The 14933-nt window shown below is 75.0% G+C and carries 16 protein-coding genes and 1 tRNA gene; 8 read left to right on the top strand and 9 right to left on the bottom strand.

Going from position 1 to position 14933, the window contains the following annotated elements; all coding sequences use genetic code 11:
• Window positions 1-281 precede the first annotated feature (281 nt).
• Window positions 282-893 carry a maleylpyruvate isomerase family mycothiol-dependent enzyme gene (locus ACFVU9_RS43875; RefSeq protein ID WP_387603403.1) on the top strand — a complete coding sequence of 204 codons (612 nt, stop codon included), beginning with the start codon at window positions 282-284 and terminating at the stop codon, window positions 891-893.
• A gap of 4 nt (window positions 894-897) precedes the next feature.
• The gene (locus ACFVU9_RS43870) at window positions 898-1527 is read left to right on the top strand and encodes a TetR/AcrR family transcriptional regulator (RefSeq protein ID WP_387603400.1); all 630 of its coding nucleotides are present in this window, start codon (window positions 898-900) and stop codon (window positions 1525-1527) included.
• Window positions 1528-1773: 246 nt separating this feature from the next.
• Here the strand turns inward: ACFVU9_RS43870 and ACFVU9_RS43865 are convergent, their stop codons facing one another.
• From ACFVU9_RS43865 to ACFVU9_RS43840, 6 genes are all read right to left on the bottom strand, one after another.
• A complete protein-coding gene (locus tag ACFVU9_RS43865; protein ID WP_387603409.1) occupies window positions 1774-2304 on the bottom strand; it encodes a hypothetical protein in 531 nt (176 codons plus the stop codon).
• A 324-nt stretch (window positions 2305-2628) separates the two neighbouring features.
• Window positions 2629-2889, bottom strand: coding sequence for a DUF2283 domain-containing protein (locus tag ACFVU9_RS43860; protein WP_387603397.1), 261 nt, complete (start codon window positions 2887-2889; stop codon window positions 2629-2631).
• 151 nt (window positions 2890-3040) lie between these two features.
• Window positions 3041-3502 (bottom strand): hypothetical protein, encoded by a 462-nt coding sequence (locus tag ACFVU9_RS43855; RefSeq protein WP_387603394.1) that lies wholly within the window; start codon window positions 3500-3502, stop codon window positions 3041-3043.
• 230 nt (window positions 3503-3732) lie between these two features.
• On the bottom strand, window positions 3733-4389 hold the full coding sequence (locus tag ACFVU9_RS43850) for a DUF6875 domain-containing protein (protein ID WP_387603392.1): 657 nt from the start codon (window positions 4387-4389) through the stop codon (window positions 3733-3735).
• A complete protein-coding gene (locus tag ACFVU9_RS43845) occupies window positions 4386-5063 on the bottom strand; it encodes a hypothetical protein (protein WP_380445168.1) in 678 nt (225 codons plus the stop codon). The genes ACFVU9_RS43850 and ACFVU9_RS43845 overlap by 4 nt, the downstream gene beginning before the upstream one ends.
• Window positions 5064-5142: 79 nt before the next feature.
• Complete coding sequence (locus ACFVU9_RS43840) at window positions 5143-6519, bottom strand: pyridoxal phosphate-dependent decarboxylase family protein (protein WP_380445167.1); 1377 nt, start codon at window positions 6517-6519, stop codon at window positions 5143-5145.
• 355 nt (window positions 6520-6874) lie between these two features.
• Here ACFVU9_RS43840 and ACFVU9_RS43835 point away from each other — a divergent pair, with 355 nt between their 5' ends.
• Entirely contained in the window at window positions 6875-8398 is a 1524-nt protein-coding gene (locus tag ACFVU9_RS43835) for a multicopper oxidase family protein (RefSeq protein ID WP_387603387.1), read from the top strand.
• Window positions 8399-8635: 237 nt separating this feature from the next.
• Here ACFVU9_RS43835 and ACFVU9_RS43830 read toward each other — a convergent pair whose 3' ends face one another.
• On the bottom strand, window positions 8636-9064 hold the full coding sequence (locus tag ACFVU9_RS43830; RefSeq protein ID WP_387603384.1) for a hypothetical protein: 429 nt from the start codon (window positions 9062-9064) through the stop codon (window positions 8636-8638).
• A 533-nt stretch (window positions 9065-9597) separates the two neighbouring features.
• Here ACFVU9_RS43830 and ACFVU9_RS43825 point away from each other — a divergent pair.
• The 3 genes from ACFVU9_RS43825 (at window position 9598) to pgm (ending at window position 11896) form a co-directional block, all read left to right on the top strand.
• Window positions 9598-9677 (top strand) — tRNA-Tyr (locus ACFVU9_RS43825).
• 57 nt (window positions 9678-9734) lie between these two features.
• Window positions 9735-10034: a YciI family protein gene (locus ACFVU9_RS43820; protein WP_387603381.1), complete on the top strand. Its 300-nt coding sequence runs from the start codon at window positions 9735-9737 to the stop codon at window positions 10032-10034.
• Window positions 10035-10255: 221 nt separating this feature from the next.
• Window positions 10256-11896, top strand: a complete 1641-nt coding sequence (pgm, locus tag ACFVU9_RS43815; RefSeq protein ID WP_380445163.1) for a phosphoglucomutase (alpha-D-glucose-1,6-bisphosphate-dependent) — start codon at window positions 10256-10258, stop codon at window positions 11894-11896.
• Window positions 11897-12053: 157 nt separating this feature from the next.
• Here pgm and ACFVU9_RS43810 read toward each other — a convergent pair whose 3' ends face one another.
• A complete protein-coding gene (locus ACFVU9_RS43810) occupies window positions 12054-12467 on the bottom strand; it encodes a MarR family winged helix-turn-helix transcriptional regulator (RefSeq protein ID WP_387603406.1) in 414 nt (137 codons plus the stop codon).
• Window positions 12468-12751: 284 nt separating this feature from the next.
• Between ACFVU9_RS43810 and ACFVU9_RS43805 the strand changes: the two genes are divergently transcribed.
• On the top strand, window positions 12752-13156 hold the full coding sequence (locus ACFVU9_RS43805) for a nuclear transport factor 2 family protein (RefSeq protein WP_380449144.1): 405 nt from the start codon (window positions 12752-12754) through the stop codon (window positions 13154-13156).
• 4 nt (window positions 13157-13160) lie between these two features.
• Here ACFVU9_RS43805 and ACFVU9_RS43800 read toward each other — a convergent pair whose 3' ends face one another.
• Window positions 13161-14366 (bottom strand): MFS transporter, encoded by a 1206-nt coding sequence (locus tag ACFVU9_RS43800; protein ID WP_387603377.1) that lies wholly within the window; start codon window positions 14364-14366, stop codon window positions 13161-13163.
• A 185-nt stretch (window positions 14367-14551) separates the two neighbouring features.
• Here ACFVU9_RS43800 and ACFVU9_RS43795 point away from each other — a divergent pair, with 185 nt between their 5' ends.
• Window positions 14552-14884 (top strand): ArsR/SmtB family transcription factor, encoded by a 333-nt coding sequence (locus tag ACFVU9_RS43795; protein WP_380449148.1) that lies wholly within the window; start codon window positions 14552-14554, stop codon window positions 14882-14884.
• Window positions 14885-14933 lie beyond the last annotated feature (49 nt).

Below are 14933 nucleotides of genomic sequence, written 5' to 3'. Positions count from 1 at the left end.
ACCGTCTCCCCGGCCCATTCCCCCATCGCCACAGAATGAGTCTGGCCCCACCGCTTGCGCGGCGGGGCCAGAACCCAAGATCTTCATCAGCCTTCGAGGGGTAGTGCCGTGCTGCGGGCGCCGCCCTCAAAGCCCTTGCCGGAGCGGGGAGTCGACGGGGCCGACTTCCCGCGCCACACCACCCTCACCCTATACATACAGGCTGCATGTATGTATCGTCGTCGGCGACGGCACGGCCACCAACGGCCGCCGCACACCAGGGGGTTGACGGCATGACGGGGATGGACAGGACGCAGGTCGTGGCAGGGCTCGACACCGAATTCGGGCTCTTCGCCGACCTGCTCGACGCTCTCAAGGACACCGACCGGGACGCGGCCACCCGCTGCGCCGGATGGCAGGTGCGCGACGTCGCCGCGCACGTCACCGCCAACGCCCTCGACTCCGCCGACGGCACCATCGGCACCCGCACCCCCGACGACCAGGCCCGCGCCCTGCGCGACACCCCGCCCCGCGAACTCGCCGCCCTCCTGCGCGAGGCCGCCGCCCGCCTCACCGCCTCCCTCGCCCGCCTCGACGACCGCGTCTGGCAGAGCGTCAACCCCCGCTTCGGGCGCACCGTCGCCAACGGCGTCCTGACCCTGTGGTACGACGCGTTCGTCCACGCCGACGACATCCGCACCGCCCTCGGCCACCCCCGCACCACCGACGGCCCCGGCCTCGCCGCCAGCGAGACCTGGCTGCGCGCCGAACTCCAACGCCTCGGCCGCCCCCACGCCGCCACCGCCATTGCGTCCGCCGCCGACCCGATGGCCTTCGTCCTCGCCGCCTCCGGCCGCCTGGACCCCGCCCTCCTCGGCCTCGACCACGACGTCAACGTCTACTCCGTACGATGAGGCCATGACGAAGAAGGCCGAACAGGGCGACGCCACCCGCAGACACCTCGTCGACGCGGCGATCGCCCTGTTCACCGCGGACGGCTACGCCGAGACCTCCACCACGCGCATCGTCGAGCGCGCCGGAGTCACCCGCGGCGCGCTCTACCACCACTTCCCCGACAAGCATCGCCTCTTCGAAGCCGCCTACGAGGCCGTCCAGCACGACGTCCACGACCGCTGCGCCCGCGCGGCGACCGAGGCCAAAGAAGCGGGCCACGGCGTGATCGGACGGATGCTGGCCGGCATGGACGCCTACCTGACGGCCTGCCTGGAAGCCCCCGTGCAGCGGATCCTGCTCATCGAGGGCCCCCTCGTCCTCGGCTGGGAACGCTCGGTGCGCTTCGGCGACCCCTACTGCGCCCGGCAGCTGCTGCGCGCCTCCCTGGACGGCGCCGCCCGCCGCGGCCTGCTCGCCCCCGGCCAGGCCGAACCCCTGGCCCACCTGCTGTACGGGGCGCTGCACCAGGCGGCCGTCGCCCTGGCCACCGCCGCCGACCCGGCGGCCGAGCGCGAGGCGATGAGCCGGGCGGTCGCCGACCTCGTCACCTCCCGCCTGCCCGCCGAGGCCGCCGCCGGGGCCGGGACCGGCTGAAAGGCCTGAAGCAGGGGAGGCCCCCCGGGGGGCGTGATCTCGAACCGGCCGGCCCGGGACAGGCCGTGGGGCCGCCTGGCAAGCCCGGGCGCCGGGGCCCCGAGCCGGGGGCGGCAGGACCGGAAAGGCGTCGTGCCGAGGCTGGCGCCGGGGGTCGGGCCCGGCCGCCCGGCGGACCGTGCCGAACGGGCTTCGGAACGCAGGGCGTTGCCGCTCGGCTTGACGTTCAACCTTCGCAGAGATCTGTCAGGAGGTCGCTGCCTGCCACGTCCATGAGGTGCGGCGGGGGCGACCGTCCAACTCGCCCCGGCCAGTGCACCAAAGGAGGACCTCGATGGGGTCTCCGGGCGGGGCGTCGGGAAAGAGGCGGCGGAGCACGCCCTCGCACAACGGTTGCGGTGGCAGCCACGGCACGCCCAGGCCCTGGGTGATGTCGTAGGTGTGAAGGAGAATCTCGGCAACACCCATCGACGCGAAGCCGGCCGGGTCACAGGCGCCCCAGTGCCAGGCCCGCACCTGCGGGTCAGCCGTGACCAGCGCACTGCTGAGCAGTCCCGCGCAGGCGGTGACCACTTGGAGCACCTCCCGGGGGGAGGCGTCCGGGGGGACCGTCAGATCAAAAGGCAGGTAGGCATCGGCGGGGCAGGCTGCCACCTGGCCGGCGTAGGCCAGCAGGTCGTGCGCCACGTGGACAGCCGTCTCCCGGCAGGTCCAGTCAAGCGAATCCGCTGAGACCGCCCAGTTGTCCGCTGTGTGCGGGCCGAGTACCCGCATCATCTCGGCCACGGCGCCATCCACATCCCGGTGATCCATACCTCGCCTCTCGGAGCTGGTGCTGTGACGCGAGCAGTTCTACCTGATCCGTCCAGGTCATCCTGGCTCAGGCTGGTCAAGCTGTGCGCCTGGGTTCGGTGCCCTTCCGGTGGTGGGCGGGCCGGGCGTGTGCCTCGCCGGTGGCGAGGACTTTGCCCACCTCGTAGCGGGCGGCGGGCCGCTGGTTCTTCGAGCCGGGCGGCCGGCCCGGGCCGGGGCGGGGCGGGTTGGTTTCGGTGCACGCGCCGGTGAGGGGGCCTTCGTGTGGAGGTTCCCGAACCCGCGCTGTCAGGCGCCTGCCGTCCCGGCCGAGGGTGCCGGTGAACGCGGTTCACGGTCGATCCTCTCCGCAATGGCCAGCAGATTTGGGTGCAACTGGCTTCTGGCGCTGAACAGTTCGATGCCGAGGAGCCGTCCCTGCGAGTCGTAGTCGAGAATCGCTGTGGTGTCCTCGCCGGCAACCACCTGCTGGACGGCTTCGCCCGGGTTGATCTTGTCGAGAAGGTAGATGTACGCCATATTTGCCGAGGCGTCGTATTCGACCCGCATTGCTTCCTTCCCTGTCGTTGCAGACCTGCGGTGTCAGGCCGTGGCCTTGCCGCGAGCCTGCTGACGTCGAAGATCGCCAGGACAGTGGCCGCAGAGCCTGGTCACCGGCTCGTCGTGTCTCACCCAGTGTTGTTCCTGATCATGTTTCGCCTCAAGAGTTTCCCCCCGGGGCGGTCTGCTGACGTTTGCCTGGCGGCGGAGCTGCCGTTGCGGCTTGCTCGGACCAGTGCGAGCCGGCGCTTCGGGAGGGTCGGTGGGTGTCGAGGGGCCGGGGCGGGAAGCGGGGGCTGTCCAGGCAGGCCAGGACGCGGGTGGCGGTGGCGTCGAGGAAGACGATGAACGGGCCGCTGCAGTCCGGGGTTTGGACGACGGCGATGCGCAGGGCCCCGTCCCCGGCCTGGCGCAGGATCGCGAGGGACTCGGCGAGGCCGAGCGAATGGAGGCCGCGTTCCAGGATCCTGCGCTCGCGCCGGCTGTAGACGCCGGCGAGCCGCCGGGCGGGGATCAGGTTGGTCCCGACATCGAACGCGCCGCCGGACAGCAGCGCCCGGCGGGCGGGGCCGCAGGCCGGGGTCTGGTCGGTGAGCAGCGCGGCGAGTTCCTGGCGGGTCATGCCGCCCACCCTGCCCTGCCACCACCCGGCCCGGCCAGCGGGTTTCGTCCCCGGCCATCCCGGCCACGGGGCAGGCGCCGCCTCCGGCCCGGACGCGTGCGCCCCGGGGCGGGCGGCGCGGCGCGCAGGCCCGCGCGGGGTGGGGAGCCGGGCGATCCAAAGCGCAAGGAGGTGCGGGGAGTTGGGCCCCCGGGACGCCCGGGCGCCGGCCGGGGTTCCGGGGGCCCGGGTCAGGCGGCCACGGGGGAGGGGGACTTGGTGCGGGCGGTCATGCCGGTGACGAGCTGGTCGCGGATGCGGGCGGGCATGGCGGGGGCGAAGCGGGCGAGGTAGTGGGTGAGGTGGGTCTCGTCGCCGGTGAGGAAGGGCAGGTCGAAGACGAGGAGTTTGCGCACGGCGAGCAGCGGGACGGGGGCGCGCAGCGGGCGGAAGGCGGGGTTCCACAGGCCGCCCTCCTCGCAGACGGGGTGGAACTGGCCGATCATCAGGCCCTGTTCGACGAAGTCGTCCTTGGCCTTGCGCTGGAGTTCGTCCAGGGCGGTGGAGTCGGCGGGATCGAGGTGGGGCAGCAGGAGCAGGATGGTGAGCAGTTCGCGTTCGGACTCCTCGGTCAGGCCGTCCAGGAGGGTGTCGTACCAGGTGCGCAGCCCGGCGACGAGGGCGGGCAGGTCGCCGTCGTCCTGGCCCTCGATGGTGGCGATGTGGAACAGGCCGCGGCGCAGGGAGGGCTGGGTGTAGGGGCAGACGGGGCCGGTGCGCCCGAGGTCGGGGTGGGAGGCGGTGAGGAAGGAGCGGCTCCAGGCCAGGACGCGGGCGACCTCGGGGCGCTCGGCGCCGGCGCCGGCGTCGATCTCGGCGGCGGAGTGGACCCGCAGGACGGCGCTCACCTGGGCCCCCGCCACATCGGGCGCAGCCGGGGCCCGCCGCCGGGCAGGGCGATGGCCTCGCCGAAGCGGGTGAAGCCGTGGGTGGCGCACAGGTGGGCGCCGCCCGGGGAACTGGTCTCGGCGTAGGCGGCCTGGCCGTCGGCGTCGATGCGCGCGGTGACGGCCGCGAGCAGGGCGGCGGCGGTGCGGGTGTGGCGGGTGACGGGGCGCACGCCGATGAACGCCAGGTAGTAGTGGGGGCGGTGGACGGGGTGGCGGCGCTGCTGGAGGCGGGTGATGGCGGCCAGGCGGTGGGCGGCCTCGGGGTGGGCGGCGGTGTCGACGGCCCGGTCCAGGGCGCGGGCGGCGCCGGTGTCGCGCCGGGCGGGGTTCTCCCACACGCCGGGTGGCAGGAACAGCAGCGCGCCGTCCAGGGCGTCGGTGGTCATGACGCCGTCGTGGGCCAGGCACTGGGCGAGGTGGACGCGGAAGAAGGCGGGCAGGACGCGGGCGCGGTGGGCGCCGTCGGGGAAGGCCCAGCGCATCAGGGCGTCGTCGTGGAAGGCGGCGGCCAGGGTACGGGCCAGGGGTTCCTCCTCGCCGTCGCGCGCGGGGCGGACCGCGGGCGGGGGCGGGGGCGGCGGGGTCAGGGGGGCGAGCGCGGCGGCGCCGGGTCGCAGGGTGGCGGTGGTCAACGGACACACTCTCCTCGGCGGGATCGGTAGACGATCGGCGGGATCGGTGGACAAAAGGGCTGCGCGGGGGGAAGCCGGTTCAGGCGCGGGCGAGTTCGCTGACGCGCGCGTGCAGGCGCGGCAGGTAGTGCTCGGCCTCGGGCTTGATCAGGACGCTGCGCAGGATCCGCGCCCCGTCGGCGTCCGCGAGCGCGCCGGGGTGGCGGCGGGTGAAGTCGGCGGCGTCCACGCGCAGCAGGCTCAGGTAGACGGGGTCGTCCTCGGCGCTCATCCCGGCGCGCAGGACGCGTTCGCCGGCGGCGTCGGTGCCCGCCAGCGACAGCGGGCCCGTGCCGGTGGGCAGGTAGGTGACGATGTCCAGGTCGGGCTGCTGGTAGAGCGTCAGGTCCGGGCTGTCCCGGATGAGGTCGGCCCAGGCGAGGGCGGCGCGCCGCCCGCCGGCCAGGACGGCGCCGAAGCCGCCGGGGGTCAGCGGCAGGAGCTGCAGGGTCAGCCACAGCGCGGCCGCCGAGGCGCCGGCGCGTGAGCACTCCAGGCTGATCTCGCCCAGGTGCAGTTCGGCGTCGGTGAAGTAGGTGTAGGGCGAGTCGTGGGCGAAGTGGCGGCCGATGGCGGGGTCGGCGAACAGCACCGCGCCGCAGCCGTAGGGCTGCAGGCCGTGCTTGTGGGGGTCGACGGTCACCGAGTCGCAGCCGCCGACCGCCCGCCAGGGCCGCGGGTCCAGGCCCAGGGCGGCGGCCTGGGCGGGGTCGGCGGCGAGCAGCGCGAAGAACCCGCCGTAGGCGGCGTCCACGTGCACCCGCGCCCCGTAACGGCGGGCCAGCGGCAGGATCTCGTGGACGGGGTCGACGGCGCCGAGCCCGGTGGTGCCGGCGGTGACCACCACCGTGCCCACGTCGCCGCCGCGCAGCAGCGCCTCCAGCGCGTCCGCGTCCATGCGGCCCAGGCCGTCGGCGGCCACCGCCACCCCGCGCACCCCCAGGACGTGGCACATGCGGCTGTGCGTGTAGTGGGCCTGCTCGCTGTAGGCCACCGCCCGCCCGGGGTGGCTCTGGCGCGCCACGTACAGCGCCTCCAGGTTGGCGATGGTGCCGCTGCTGGTGAGGTGGCCGACGTGGGCGGGCAGCGCGAACATGGCGGCCAGCGCCGCCACGCACTCGCGTTCCATGTCGCTGGTGGCCGGGCCGCCCTCGTAGGCGTGGTTGTTGGGGTTGAAGCGCATCGCCGCCAGGTAGCCGACGACGGCCGCCGGGTGCGGGGGCTTGACCATCTGCCCGGCGTAACGGGGATGGAAGAACGGGTAGTTGTGCTCCAGACGCTTGGCGAAGCGCTCGAACGCGGCGGCGAAGTCCGCGTCGTCCACGTGGTGCGAGGGGTGCGGCTCGAAGGGCCCGAACCGCTCGCCCCACCGCTCGACGACCTCGGCCGCCCTGCCCAGCCAGTACCGCAGGTCCACGCTCCCGCCCTCCCCTTCGAGTCCCCCGGATCCCCGCGGGCCGTCCACGCCGGCGCGCGGCTTCCAGCTGCCTGGAGCCGCTTCGAGGGATCCTCCAGTGCTTCCCGAGCCACGGTGACCCGCACGGCGCAACAGGCGCGCAACACGCCCAGCTCGCCGCACCCCGCACCCCGCACACCTGCGACCTGCCCCGAGACGGACGGAGCCCGGCCCCAGCGGGACTCCGCCGCCGCGCGAGCGGGCGCTGCTGCAATCGCCCCGGAAGATCCCGGACCCGAAGCCTCGCACCCCGTCCGCGAGTCCGGCCCGCAGCTCCAGACAAGCCCCACAGACCCGCCGCCCCGGAGGACCCACGATGGTGAGCAGACGCAGGATGATCGGCGCCGCCCTGGCGACCGGGGGAGGAGTCCTGCTGATGCGCACCACCCTGCGCCCGGCCGCCTCCCTCACCCCCGCGGGCCCGGACGCGGCCGACCGCCACGGCCCCGGCCACGTCCACGAGAGCGCCACCCCCACCGGGCAGCCGGACCCCGGACCCGACGCCGGCCCCCGGCTGGCCGGGAAGTTCTCCCTGGCCATGCCCCTGCCCCCGGTGCTCAGCCCCGTCTCCACCGACGGCGGCACCGACACCTACGCCGTCACCATGCTCCAGGTCCACACCCCGATCCTGCCCGGACGCCCCGCCCGGGTCCTCGCCTACAACGGCGCCTTCCCCGGCCCCGTCATCCGCGCCCGCTCCGGGCGCCCGGTGGTCGTGCGCCAGACCAACCTCCTGGACGAGCCGGCCTCCGTCCACCTGCACGGCGCCAGCGTGCCCGCCGACAGCGACGGCGACCCCATGACCCTCATCGCCGCCGGCCGCACCCGCACCTACACCTACCCCAACGACCAGAGCCACGCGAACCTGTGGTTCCACGACCACGCCCACCACGCCGAATCCGAACACGTCTACCGCGGCCTGGCCGGCTTCTACCTGCTCACCGACGCCACCGAAGCCGCCCTGCCCCTGCCCTCGGGCCGCTACGACCTGCCCATCGCCCTGCGCGACGCCCGCTTCGACGCGGACGGCAACCTCGTCTACCGCATGGACGACCCGTTCAACCGCACCACCATCCTCGCCAACGGCCGCCCCTGGCCCCGCGTGGAGGTCGCCGCCCGCAAGTACCGCCTGCGCCTGCTCAACTCCTCCAACCTGCGCTTCTTCTCCCTCAAACTGGAGGACGGCGGCCCGATCACCCAGATCGGCTCCGACGGCGGCCTGCTGGAACGCCCCCACGTCACCGACACCGTCGACCTCTCACCCGGCGAGCGCGCCGACGTCGTCATCGACTTCTCCCGCTACCGCGTGGGCACCGGCGTCACCCTCACCAACGCCATGCCCCCCGGCCCGCCCGAACACGTCGGCCAGGTCCTGCGCTTCGACGTCACCCGCGCCGCCCACGACCCCAGCTCGGTCCCCGCCCGCCTGCGCACCCTGCCCGCCCTGCCCGAACCCGACCGCGAACGCACCGTCGTCCTGCAGGTCGACGAGGACGGACGCGCCGAACCCCGCGGCATGATCGACGGAAAGACCTACGACCCCGACCGCGTGGACGCCGCCATCACCCACGGCACCAGCGAAGTGTGGACGGTCACCAACGCCAACAAGGACGTCCCCCACAACTTCCACCTCCACCTCGTCCAGTTCCGCGTCCTTCAGCGCAACGGGCAGCCCCCCGGCCCCGAGGAGTGCGGCCTCAAGGACACCGTGCGCCTGCTGCCCGGCGAAAGCGTGCGCCTGCAGGCCGTCTTCGACACCTACCGCGGCCGCTACCCCTACCACTGCCACCTGCTCGACCACTCCGCGATGGGCATGATGGCCCAGATGGAAATCTCCTGACCCACCCCCTTGGGGGCCGCCCGCGCGCCGGACGGCCCCCAGGGGCGGGCACCGGCGGCTCAGGACGCGCGGATGCCCCGGCCCGGCGCCGGGACCCCCGCCGGACCGGACCGCGCCCCGGCCGCCGCCCTCCACGGCCCGGGCCCGCGCGGCGGTGCCCAACCGCTGCTCATCCCGTCCGCCTCCGACCGACCGTCAAACAGCACGTGCCGTACCGCAGGCGGCCCCTCTCCGCGCCTACCGCCCCGCCCCCGTCTGCGGTGCGGTCTGTGATGCGCCCTGCGGTGCGGTCTGTGATGCGCCCTGCGGTGCGGTCTGCGGTGCGGTCTGTGATGCGCTCTGCGGTGCGGCCTCCAGTGCGCGCAGCCCGGCCGCCACGCGTTCCAGGACCTTCGCCCGGTGCGGGTGGTGCGCCGGGACGACGGCCAGCGCCGCCAGCGCCTCCTGGAGCAGCGCCCGCCGCCGCCCGGGCAGGTGCGCGACCTGCGCCGAGCGGCTCGACTCCTCCAGGACGTACGCCAGCCGCGTGGCGTACACCTGCGGGTTCACCGCGAACAGCAGCCGGTAGACGGCCAGTCCGGCGGGCGCGTGCAGCACCCGCCCGTCGTGGCTCAGCAGCCGCATCCGCGCCCTGAGCACCAGATCCCGGTCCGTGTTCATCTCCATCGAGCCCCTTCGTATCGCCCTGCCCCACCCCGCCCCCGGCCCGCGCGCAGCACGAGGCGCGCGCCGGCCCCCGAAGGCGGGAGCCGGCACGGAACCGGAGAGGTGGATGCGGACGAGTCTGCGGGTGGGCGCCAGGGGCGCACAAGGCGAAACCCGGGTGCTCTGCGTCCTACCGCAACCACCCGCCGACCTGGCAGGATTGGACTCGCCACACACCCGGGACGGGCCCTGCGGAAAACCGGTTGCCGCCCCGCCGCGCACCCGGCACAGTGATCCCCGACGACGCGATCAACCGCGTACCGCGAATGACGAAGGGGGACTTGGCGATGCACCGCACCTATCCGGGTTCCCCGCGTTATCGCGCGAGCCGTCCCGCCGCGCGCTGAAGCCGCCGCCGGCCCGCCGGCGCCGGGCCCGCACCGCTTCCGTTTCCGCGTCCGTTTCCGCGGTTCTTCCCGCGCTTCTCTTCTGTGGTTCCTCGGCTCTCCGCGCGTGCCGCGCACGGCAGTTGAGGACCCGTCTCCTTCCTCCGAGGGCGAGCTGGGCACTGGTGAGCCCAAGGGCCTGTAAAGCCCCCGCTTCGGCTGTGGCGGTTCGAATCCGCCCTCGCCCACCCCGCAGCCCCCGCCCCGGCCGGCCCTGTCCGGCGGGGCGGGGTTAGCCTGGGCGCATGTTCGTTCTGGAGCTCTCGTACACCGCCCCGCTGGAGCGCGTCGACGCCCTGCTGCCGCAGCACGTCGAGTGGCTGAACGGCCACTACGCCGACGGCACGTTCCTGGCCTCCGGGCGCAAGGTGCCGCGTGACGGCGGGGTGATCCTCGCGGTGGGCGAGGACCGGGCCGCGGTCGAGGCGCTGGCGGCCACCGACCCGTTCGCGCGCGAGGGCGTGTGCGCCTACCGCGTCACCGAGTTCCTGGCCACCGTCACCGCCCCCGCCCTGGACGCCTACCGCCAGCAGCTGCCCGCCTGAGCGCCGCCGCGCCGGCCGTCCGCCGCGCCGGCCGTCCGCCGGTTCCGCTCCCGGCGGAAGATCGTCCGGATTCGTCCGGTTCCGGCCGTCGTGGCCCCGGGGTGTTCCCCGGGGCGTGTAGTGTGCCCCGTCCCGGTCGCCGGTACGGGGCACCGTCGCGTTCTGGCTACGATCGGTCGCACGGGGCAAGGACGCGCAGGACTGTGGCGGGAGAGAGACGGATGGCACACGCACGGGCCGGCCGGCAGGCCGAGCCGGGTGATCTGGTGGACGTGGCGCGGCTGGTGACGGCCTACTACGCGCTGCACCCCGACCCGCAGGAGGCGGGTCAGCGGGTGGCGTTCGGGACGTCGGGGCACCGGGGCTCGTCCCTGGACGCGGCGTTCAACGAGGACCACATCGCGGCGACCACGCAGGCGATCTGCGAGTACCGGGCGCTGCAGGGGGTGGCGGGGCCGCTGTTCCTGGGCGCGGACACCCACGCGCTGTCGGAGCCGGCGAAGGCGACGGCCGTGGAGGTGCTGGCGGCCAACGGCGTGCAGGTGCTGCTGGACTCGGCCGACGGCTACACCCCGACGCCGGCGGTCTCGCACGCGATCCTGGCGCACAACCGGCGCAGCCCGCGCGCGCTGGCGGACGGCATCGTGGTGACGCCCTCGCACAACCCGCCGCGCGACGGCGGCTTCAAGTACAACCCGCCCAGCGGCGGCCCGGCCGGCTCGGAGGCGACCGGCTGGATCCAGGACCGCGCCAACGAGCTGATCCGCGAGGGCCTGCGCGGGGTGCGCAAGGTGCCCTACGCGCGGGCCCTGGCCGCGGCCACCACCGGCCGTTACGACTACCTGGGCGCCTACGTCGAGGACCTGCCGCGCGTGCTGGACCTGGACGCGGTGCGCGCCGCGGGCCTGCGCATCGGCGCGGACCCTCTGGGCGGGGCGTCGGTGGCCTACTGGGGGCGCATCGCCGAGGCCCACCGCCTGGACCTGACCGTCGTCAACCCCGAGGTCGACCCGACCTGGCGGTTCATGACGCTGGACTGGGACGGCAAGATCCGCATGGACTGCTCCTCCCCGTCGGCGATGGCCTCCCTGATCGGGCGCCGCTCCGAGTACCGGATCGCCACCGGCAACGACGCGGACGCCGACCGGCACGGCATCGTCACCCCCGACGGCGGCCTGATGAACCCCAACCACTACCTGGCGGTGGCGGTGGACTACCTCTACCGCCACCGCGGCGACTGGCCGCTGGACGCCGCGGTCGGCAAGACGCTGGTCTCCTCCTCGATGCTGGACCGCGTCGCCGCCGACCTGGGACGCGAGCTGGTCGAGGTCCCGGTCGGCTTCAAGTGGTTCGTCGACGGCCTGCTGGAGGGCTCGATCGCCTTCGGCGGCGAGGAGTCGGCCGGCGCCTCGTTCCTGCGCCGCGACGGCGGGGTGTGGACCACCGACAAGGACGGCATCCTGCTGGCGCTGCTGGCCTCCGAGATCACCGCCGTCACCGGCGCCACCCCCAGCGCCTACTACCGCGAGCTGACCGCGCGCCACGGCGCCCCCGCCTACGCCCGCGTGGACGCCCCGGCCGACCGCGAGCAGAAGGCCCGCCTGGCCCGCCTGGCCCCGGAGCAGGTCACCGCGGGCGAGCTGGCCGGCGAGAAGGTGACCGCGGTGCTGGCCAAGGCCCCGGGCAACGGCGCCGCCATCGGCGGCCTCAAGGTCTGCACGGACAACGCCTGGTTCGCCGCCCGCCCCTCGGGCACGGAGGACGTGTACAAGATCTACGCCGAGTCCTTCCACGGCCCCGAGCACCTGGCCCGGGTGCAGGAGGAGGCCCGCGCCCTGGTCGGCGAGGTCCTCGGCGCCTGACGCCCCGCCCGCCCGCCGTGCCCCGGACCGCGCCGCCGCGGTCCGGGGCACGCGCATGCCCGCACCTCCGCGCCGGGCCGTCCGCCGTCCGCGCGTGCCGTCCGCCGTCCGCGCGGGCCGTCCGCGCCGGGCCGGCGCCGGGCTCCCGGGGCGTGTCCTAGAGGGTGCCGAAGGGCCCCTGCTCGGCGAAGCGGGCCAGGCCCCGGGCGAAGACCTCCGCCTCGCCGGGCGGCCAGGAGGCGAGCGCCTCCTCGATGCCGCCGGCCAGGCGCCGGCGCATCACCTCCACCGCCTCCTCGCCGGCCGCGGTGAGCGCGAGCAGGGTGGCGCGCTGGTCGCGGGGGTCGGCCTCGCGGCGCAGCAGGGCGGCGTCCTCCAGGCGGGTGGCGCGGCGCGAGACGCCGGAGCGGTCGAGGCCGATCTCGGCGGCCAGGTCGGCGGCGCTGCGCGGCCCGAAGCGGGCCAGGCCGCTGAGGACGGGGTAGGTGACCTCGTCCACGGCCTCGCCCAGACCCGCGGTCAGGCGCCGGTAGAGGGCGGTGCGGGCGGGGCGGCGCAGCAGGGCGGCCAGGGCCTCGGCGACGGTGTCGCCGAGCGAGGGGACGTCCGAGGGAGCGTCCGAGGGGGCGTCCGAGGGGACGTCCGAGGGGACGGCCGGGGGAGTGTCCGGGGGGACGGGTGAGGGCGGGGCGGGGGACGGGGAGGCGTCGGGGCTGTGGTTCACCCCCCGATCGTAGCGTGCGTGGCGCACGCATTCCGTGTAGAGTCCCCTTCCAGAAAGCGTGCGCGACGCACGCATCTCGGTTTCCGGCCGTCCCGGACCGCGCCACCCCCATGCCCGAAGGAGCCGTTCTCATGACCGCCGCCGCCCACACCACCATCACCGCCGCCATCAACGACCTGCTCTTCACCCCCTCCCTGCCCCTGGAGGACGCCATCGAGCGGCACTTCACCCCCGACTACCGCCAGCGCACCGACGGCACCTGGGCCGACCGCGCCGGCTTCGCCGAGCACATCGGCCACCTGCGCGCCGTCGTCGCCTCCGGCTCCATCGATGTCCACGAGGAGTTCCACGCCGACGGCCGCACCGCCGACCGCCACACCGTCCACGTCGTCAAGACCGACGGCAGCGAGGTCAGCATGGAGGTCTACGTGTTCGGCGAGTTCGGCCCCTGCGGGCGCTTCGCCCGCATCGAGGAGACCACCCTGCTCCTCAAGGGCGCCGAGACCGACCGCGACCTCGGCTCCGCCCGCGCCTGACCCCTCACCGCCGCACCGGGGCGGGGACCTGATCGACCCCCGCCCCCGCCGGCGTCCCCGCGACCACCGCGGCACGCCCCGCCCGCGTGGTCGCCGCCGCCGCACCCGCCGCCACCAGCGCCAGCACCGCCGCCGCCAGCGGGAAGAACCGCCCGCCCAGCACCCCGATCGCCCAGCTGCCCGCCACCCCGCCCGCCGCCGTCCCCAGGTACAGCGCACTGGAGTTCAGCGAGATCAGCAACGGCGCACCACCCGGATCCAGCGACGCCATCCGGTGCGGCAGCGCCACCGACACCGCCCACCCCGCCAGCGGCGTCACCACCGCGTACACCAGTGCCCCCGCCATGCTGCGCCCCAGCCACGGCAGCGCGGCGAACGATCCGGCCGCGACCAGCGAACCGGTCAGCAGCACCCGGCGCACCCCCACCCGGTCCACCAGGCGCCCGCCCAGCCAGCTGCCCGCCACCGACGCCGCGCCGGTGACCGCCAGCACGGTGCTCAGCCGGCCCGCGTCGCCCCCGGTCGCCCCGGAGAGCGCGGTCGCCAGATAGATGTAGACGCTCTGGAAGGCGAGGAAGAACACCAGCGTGGTGGCCGCCGCCCCCAGCACCCGCGGGCGCCCCAGCGGTGCCAGGCGCGCCGCGAGGCCCGCGGGTGCGCCGGGCGCGGGCAGGGTGCGCAGCAGCAGCGCCAGCCCGGCCAGCGCCGCCAGGCCCAGCGCCGCGACCAGCCACATCGTCAGCCGCCAGTCGCCGCGCCCCACCCAGGTGCCCACCGGCACCCCGAGCGCGGTGGCCACCGTCATCCCGCCCAGCACGGTGGCCAGCGCCCGCCCGCGCCGCTCGGGCGCCACCAGCGCGGTGGCCACCGCGTTGGCGGCCGGCGTGTACAGCGCCGCCCCGGCCGCCGCCAGCACCCGGGTGGCCAGCAGCGCGCCGAAGGTGGGCGCCAGCGCGCTGAGCGCGTTGGCGGCGGTGAACACCGCGAGCGCGGCCAGCAGCAGCCGCCGGCGCGGCCAGCGGGCGGTCAGCGCCGCCAGCACCGGCGCCAGCAGCGCGTAGCCGAGCGCGAAGACGGTGACCAGCTGGCCGGCGGCCGGCACGGACACCCCCAGGTCGGCGGCGACCGGGCCGAGGATGCCGGCCACGACCATCGAGTCGGTGCCCACGGCGAAGGTGCCGAGGGCGAGCAGGAGCAGGCGCACGGGCATGGAAAGGAGCCCCCCGATTGTTTGACGAACGCGCAACAGTTTGACGCTCGTCAAACACTAGGGATTGGTGGATGATTGTCAAACCAACGGCCCGGTGCCCGGTGCCCGGTGCCCCGACCGCCCCGATGCCCGACCGCCCGCGACCGCCCACCGCCGTCCGTGACCCCTGCGAGGACCCGAGCGCCATGACCGAAGACGAGCGGCTGCCCCAGCCCGCCACCGCCGACCTCGACCTCGTCACGGTCCTGGCCGCCCTCGGCGACCCCGTGCGCATGCGCCTGCTCCTCAGCTACGCCGACGGCGCCGAGCACTCCTGCGACCCGCGCGGCCTGGGCCTGGACCACCTCCACAAGTCGACCGTCTCCCACCACATGCGCGTCCTGCGCGAGGCGGGCGTCACCACCACCCGCGTCGCCGGCCGCAACCGCTTCGTCAGCCTGCGCCGCACCGACCTCGACACCCGCTTCCCCGGCCTGCTCGACGCCCTCCTCACCGCCGCCCCCGCCCCGGCACCCTGACGGGCCCGGCCCCGAACGCGGCGCGGCGCCGGCCACCGTGGTGGTGGCC

Source organism: Kitasatospora sp. NPDC057936 (genome assembly GCF_042887525.1).
In the GTDB taxonomy this organism is placed as follows: domain Bacteria; phylum Actinomycetota; class Actinomycetes; order Streptomycetales; family Streptomycetaceae; genus Kitasatospora.
This window is presented reverse-complemented; position numbering and strand designations above follow the sequence as displayed.

Bases quoted from the DNA above. Each gene is read 5' to 3' on its own strand.
- ACFVU9_RS43855 (WP_387603394.1), bottom strand. From the start codon at position 3,502: ATGACCCGCCAGGAACTCGCCGCGCTGCTCACCGACCAGACCCCGGCC.
- ACFVU9_RS43875 (WP_387603403.1), top strand. From the start codon at position 282: ATGGACAGGACGCAGGTCGTGGCAGGGCTCGACACCGAATTCGGGCTC.
- ACFVU9_RS43835 (WP_387603387.1), top strand. From the start codon at position 6,875: ATGGTGAGCAGACGCAGGATGATCGGCGCCGCCCTGGCGACCGGGGGA.
- ACFVU9_RS43860 (WP_387603397.1), bottom strand. From the start codon at position 2,889: ATGCGGGTCGAATACGACGCCTCGGCAAATATGGCGTACATCTACCTT.
- ACFVU9_RS43800 (WP_387603377.1), bottom strand. From the start codon at position 14,366: ATGCCCGTGCGCCTGCTCCTGCTCGCCCTCGGCACCTTCGCCGTGGGC.
- ACFVU9_RS43795 (WP_380449148.1), top strand. From the start codon at position 14,552: ATGACCGAAGACGAGCGGCTGCCCCAGCCCGCCACCGCCGACCTCGAC.
- ACFVU9_RS43865 (WP_387603409.1), bottom strand. From the start codon at position 2,304: ATGATGCGGGTACTCGGCCCGCACACAGCGGACAACTGGGCGGTCTCA.
- ACFVU9_RS43805 (WP_380449144.1), top strand. From the start codon at position 12,752: ATGACCGCCGCCGCCCACACCACCATCACCGCCGCCATCAACGACCTG.
- ACFVU9_RS43820 (WP_387603381.1), top strand. From the start codon at position 9,735: ATGTTCGTTCTGGAGCTCTCGTACACCGCCCCGCTGGAGCGCGTCGAC.
- ACFVU9_RS43870 (WP_387603400.1), top strand. From the start codon at position 898: ATGACGAAGAAGGCCGAACAGGGCGACGCCACCCGCAGACACCTCGTC.
- pgm (WP_380445163.1), top strand. From the start codon at position 10,256: ATGGCACACGCACGGGCCGGCCGGCAGGCCGAGCCGGGTGATCTGGTG.
- ACFVU9_RS43830 (WP_387603384.1), bottom strand. From the start codon at position 9,064: ATGGAGATGAACACGGACCGGGATCTGGTGCTCAGGGCGCGGATGCGG.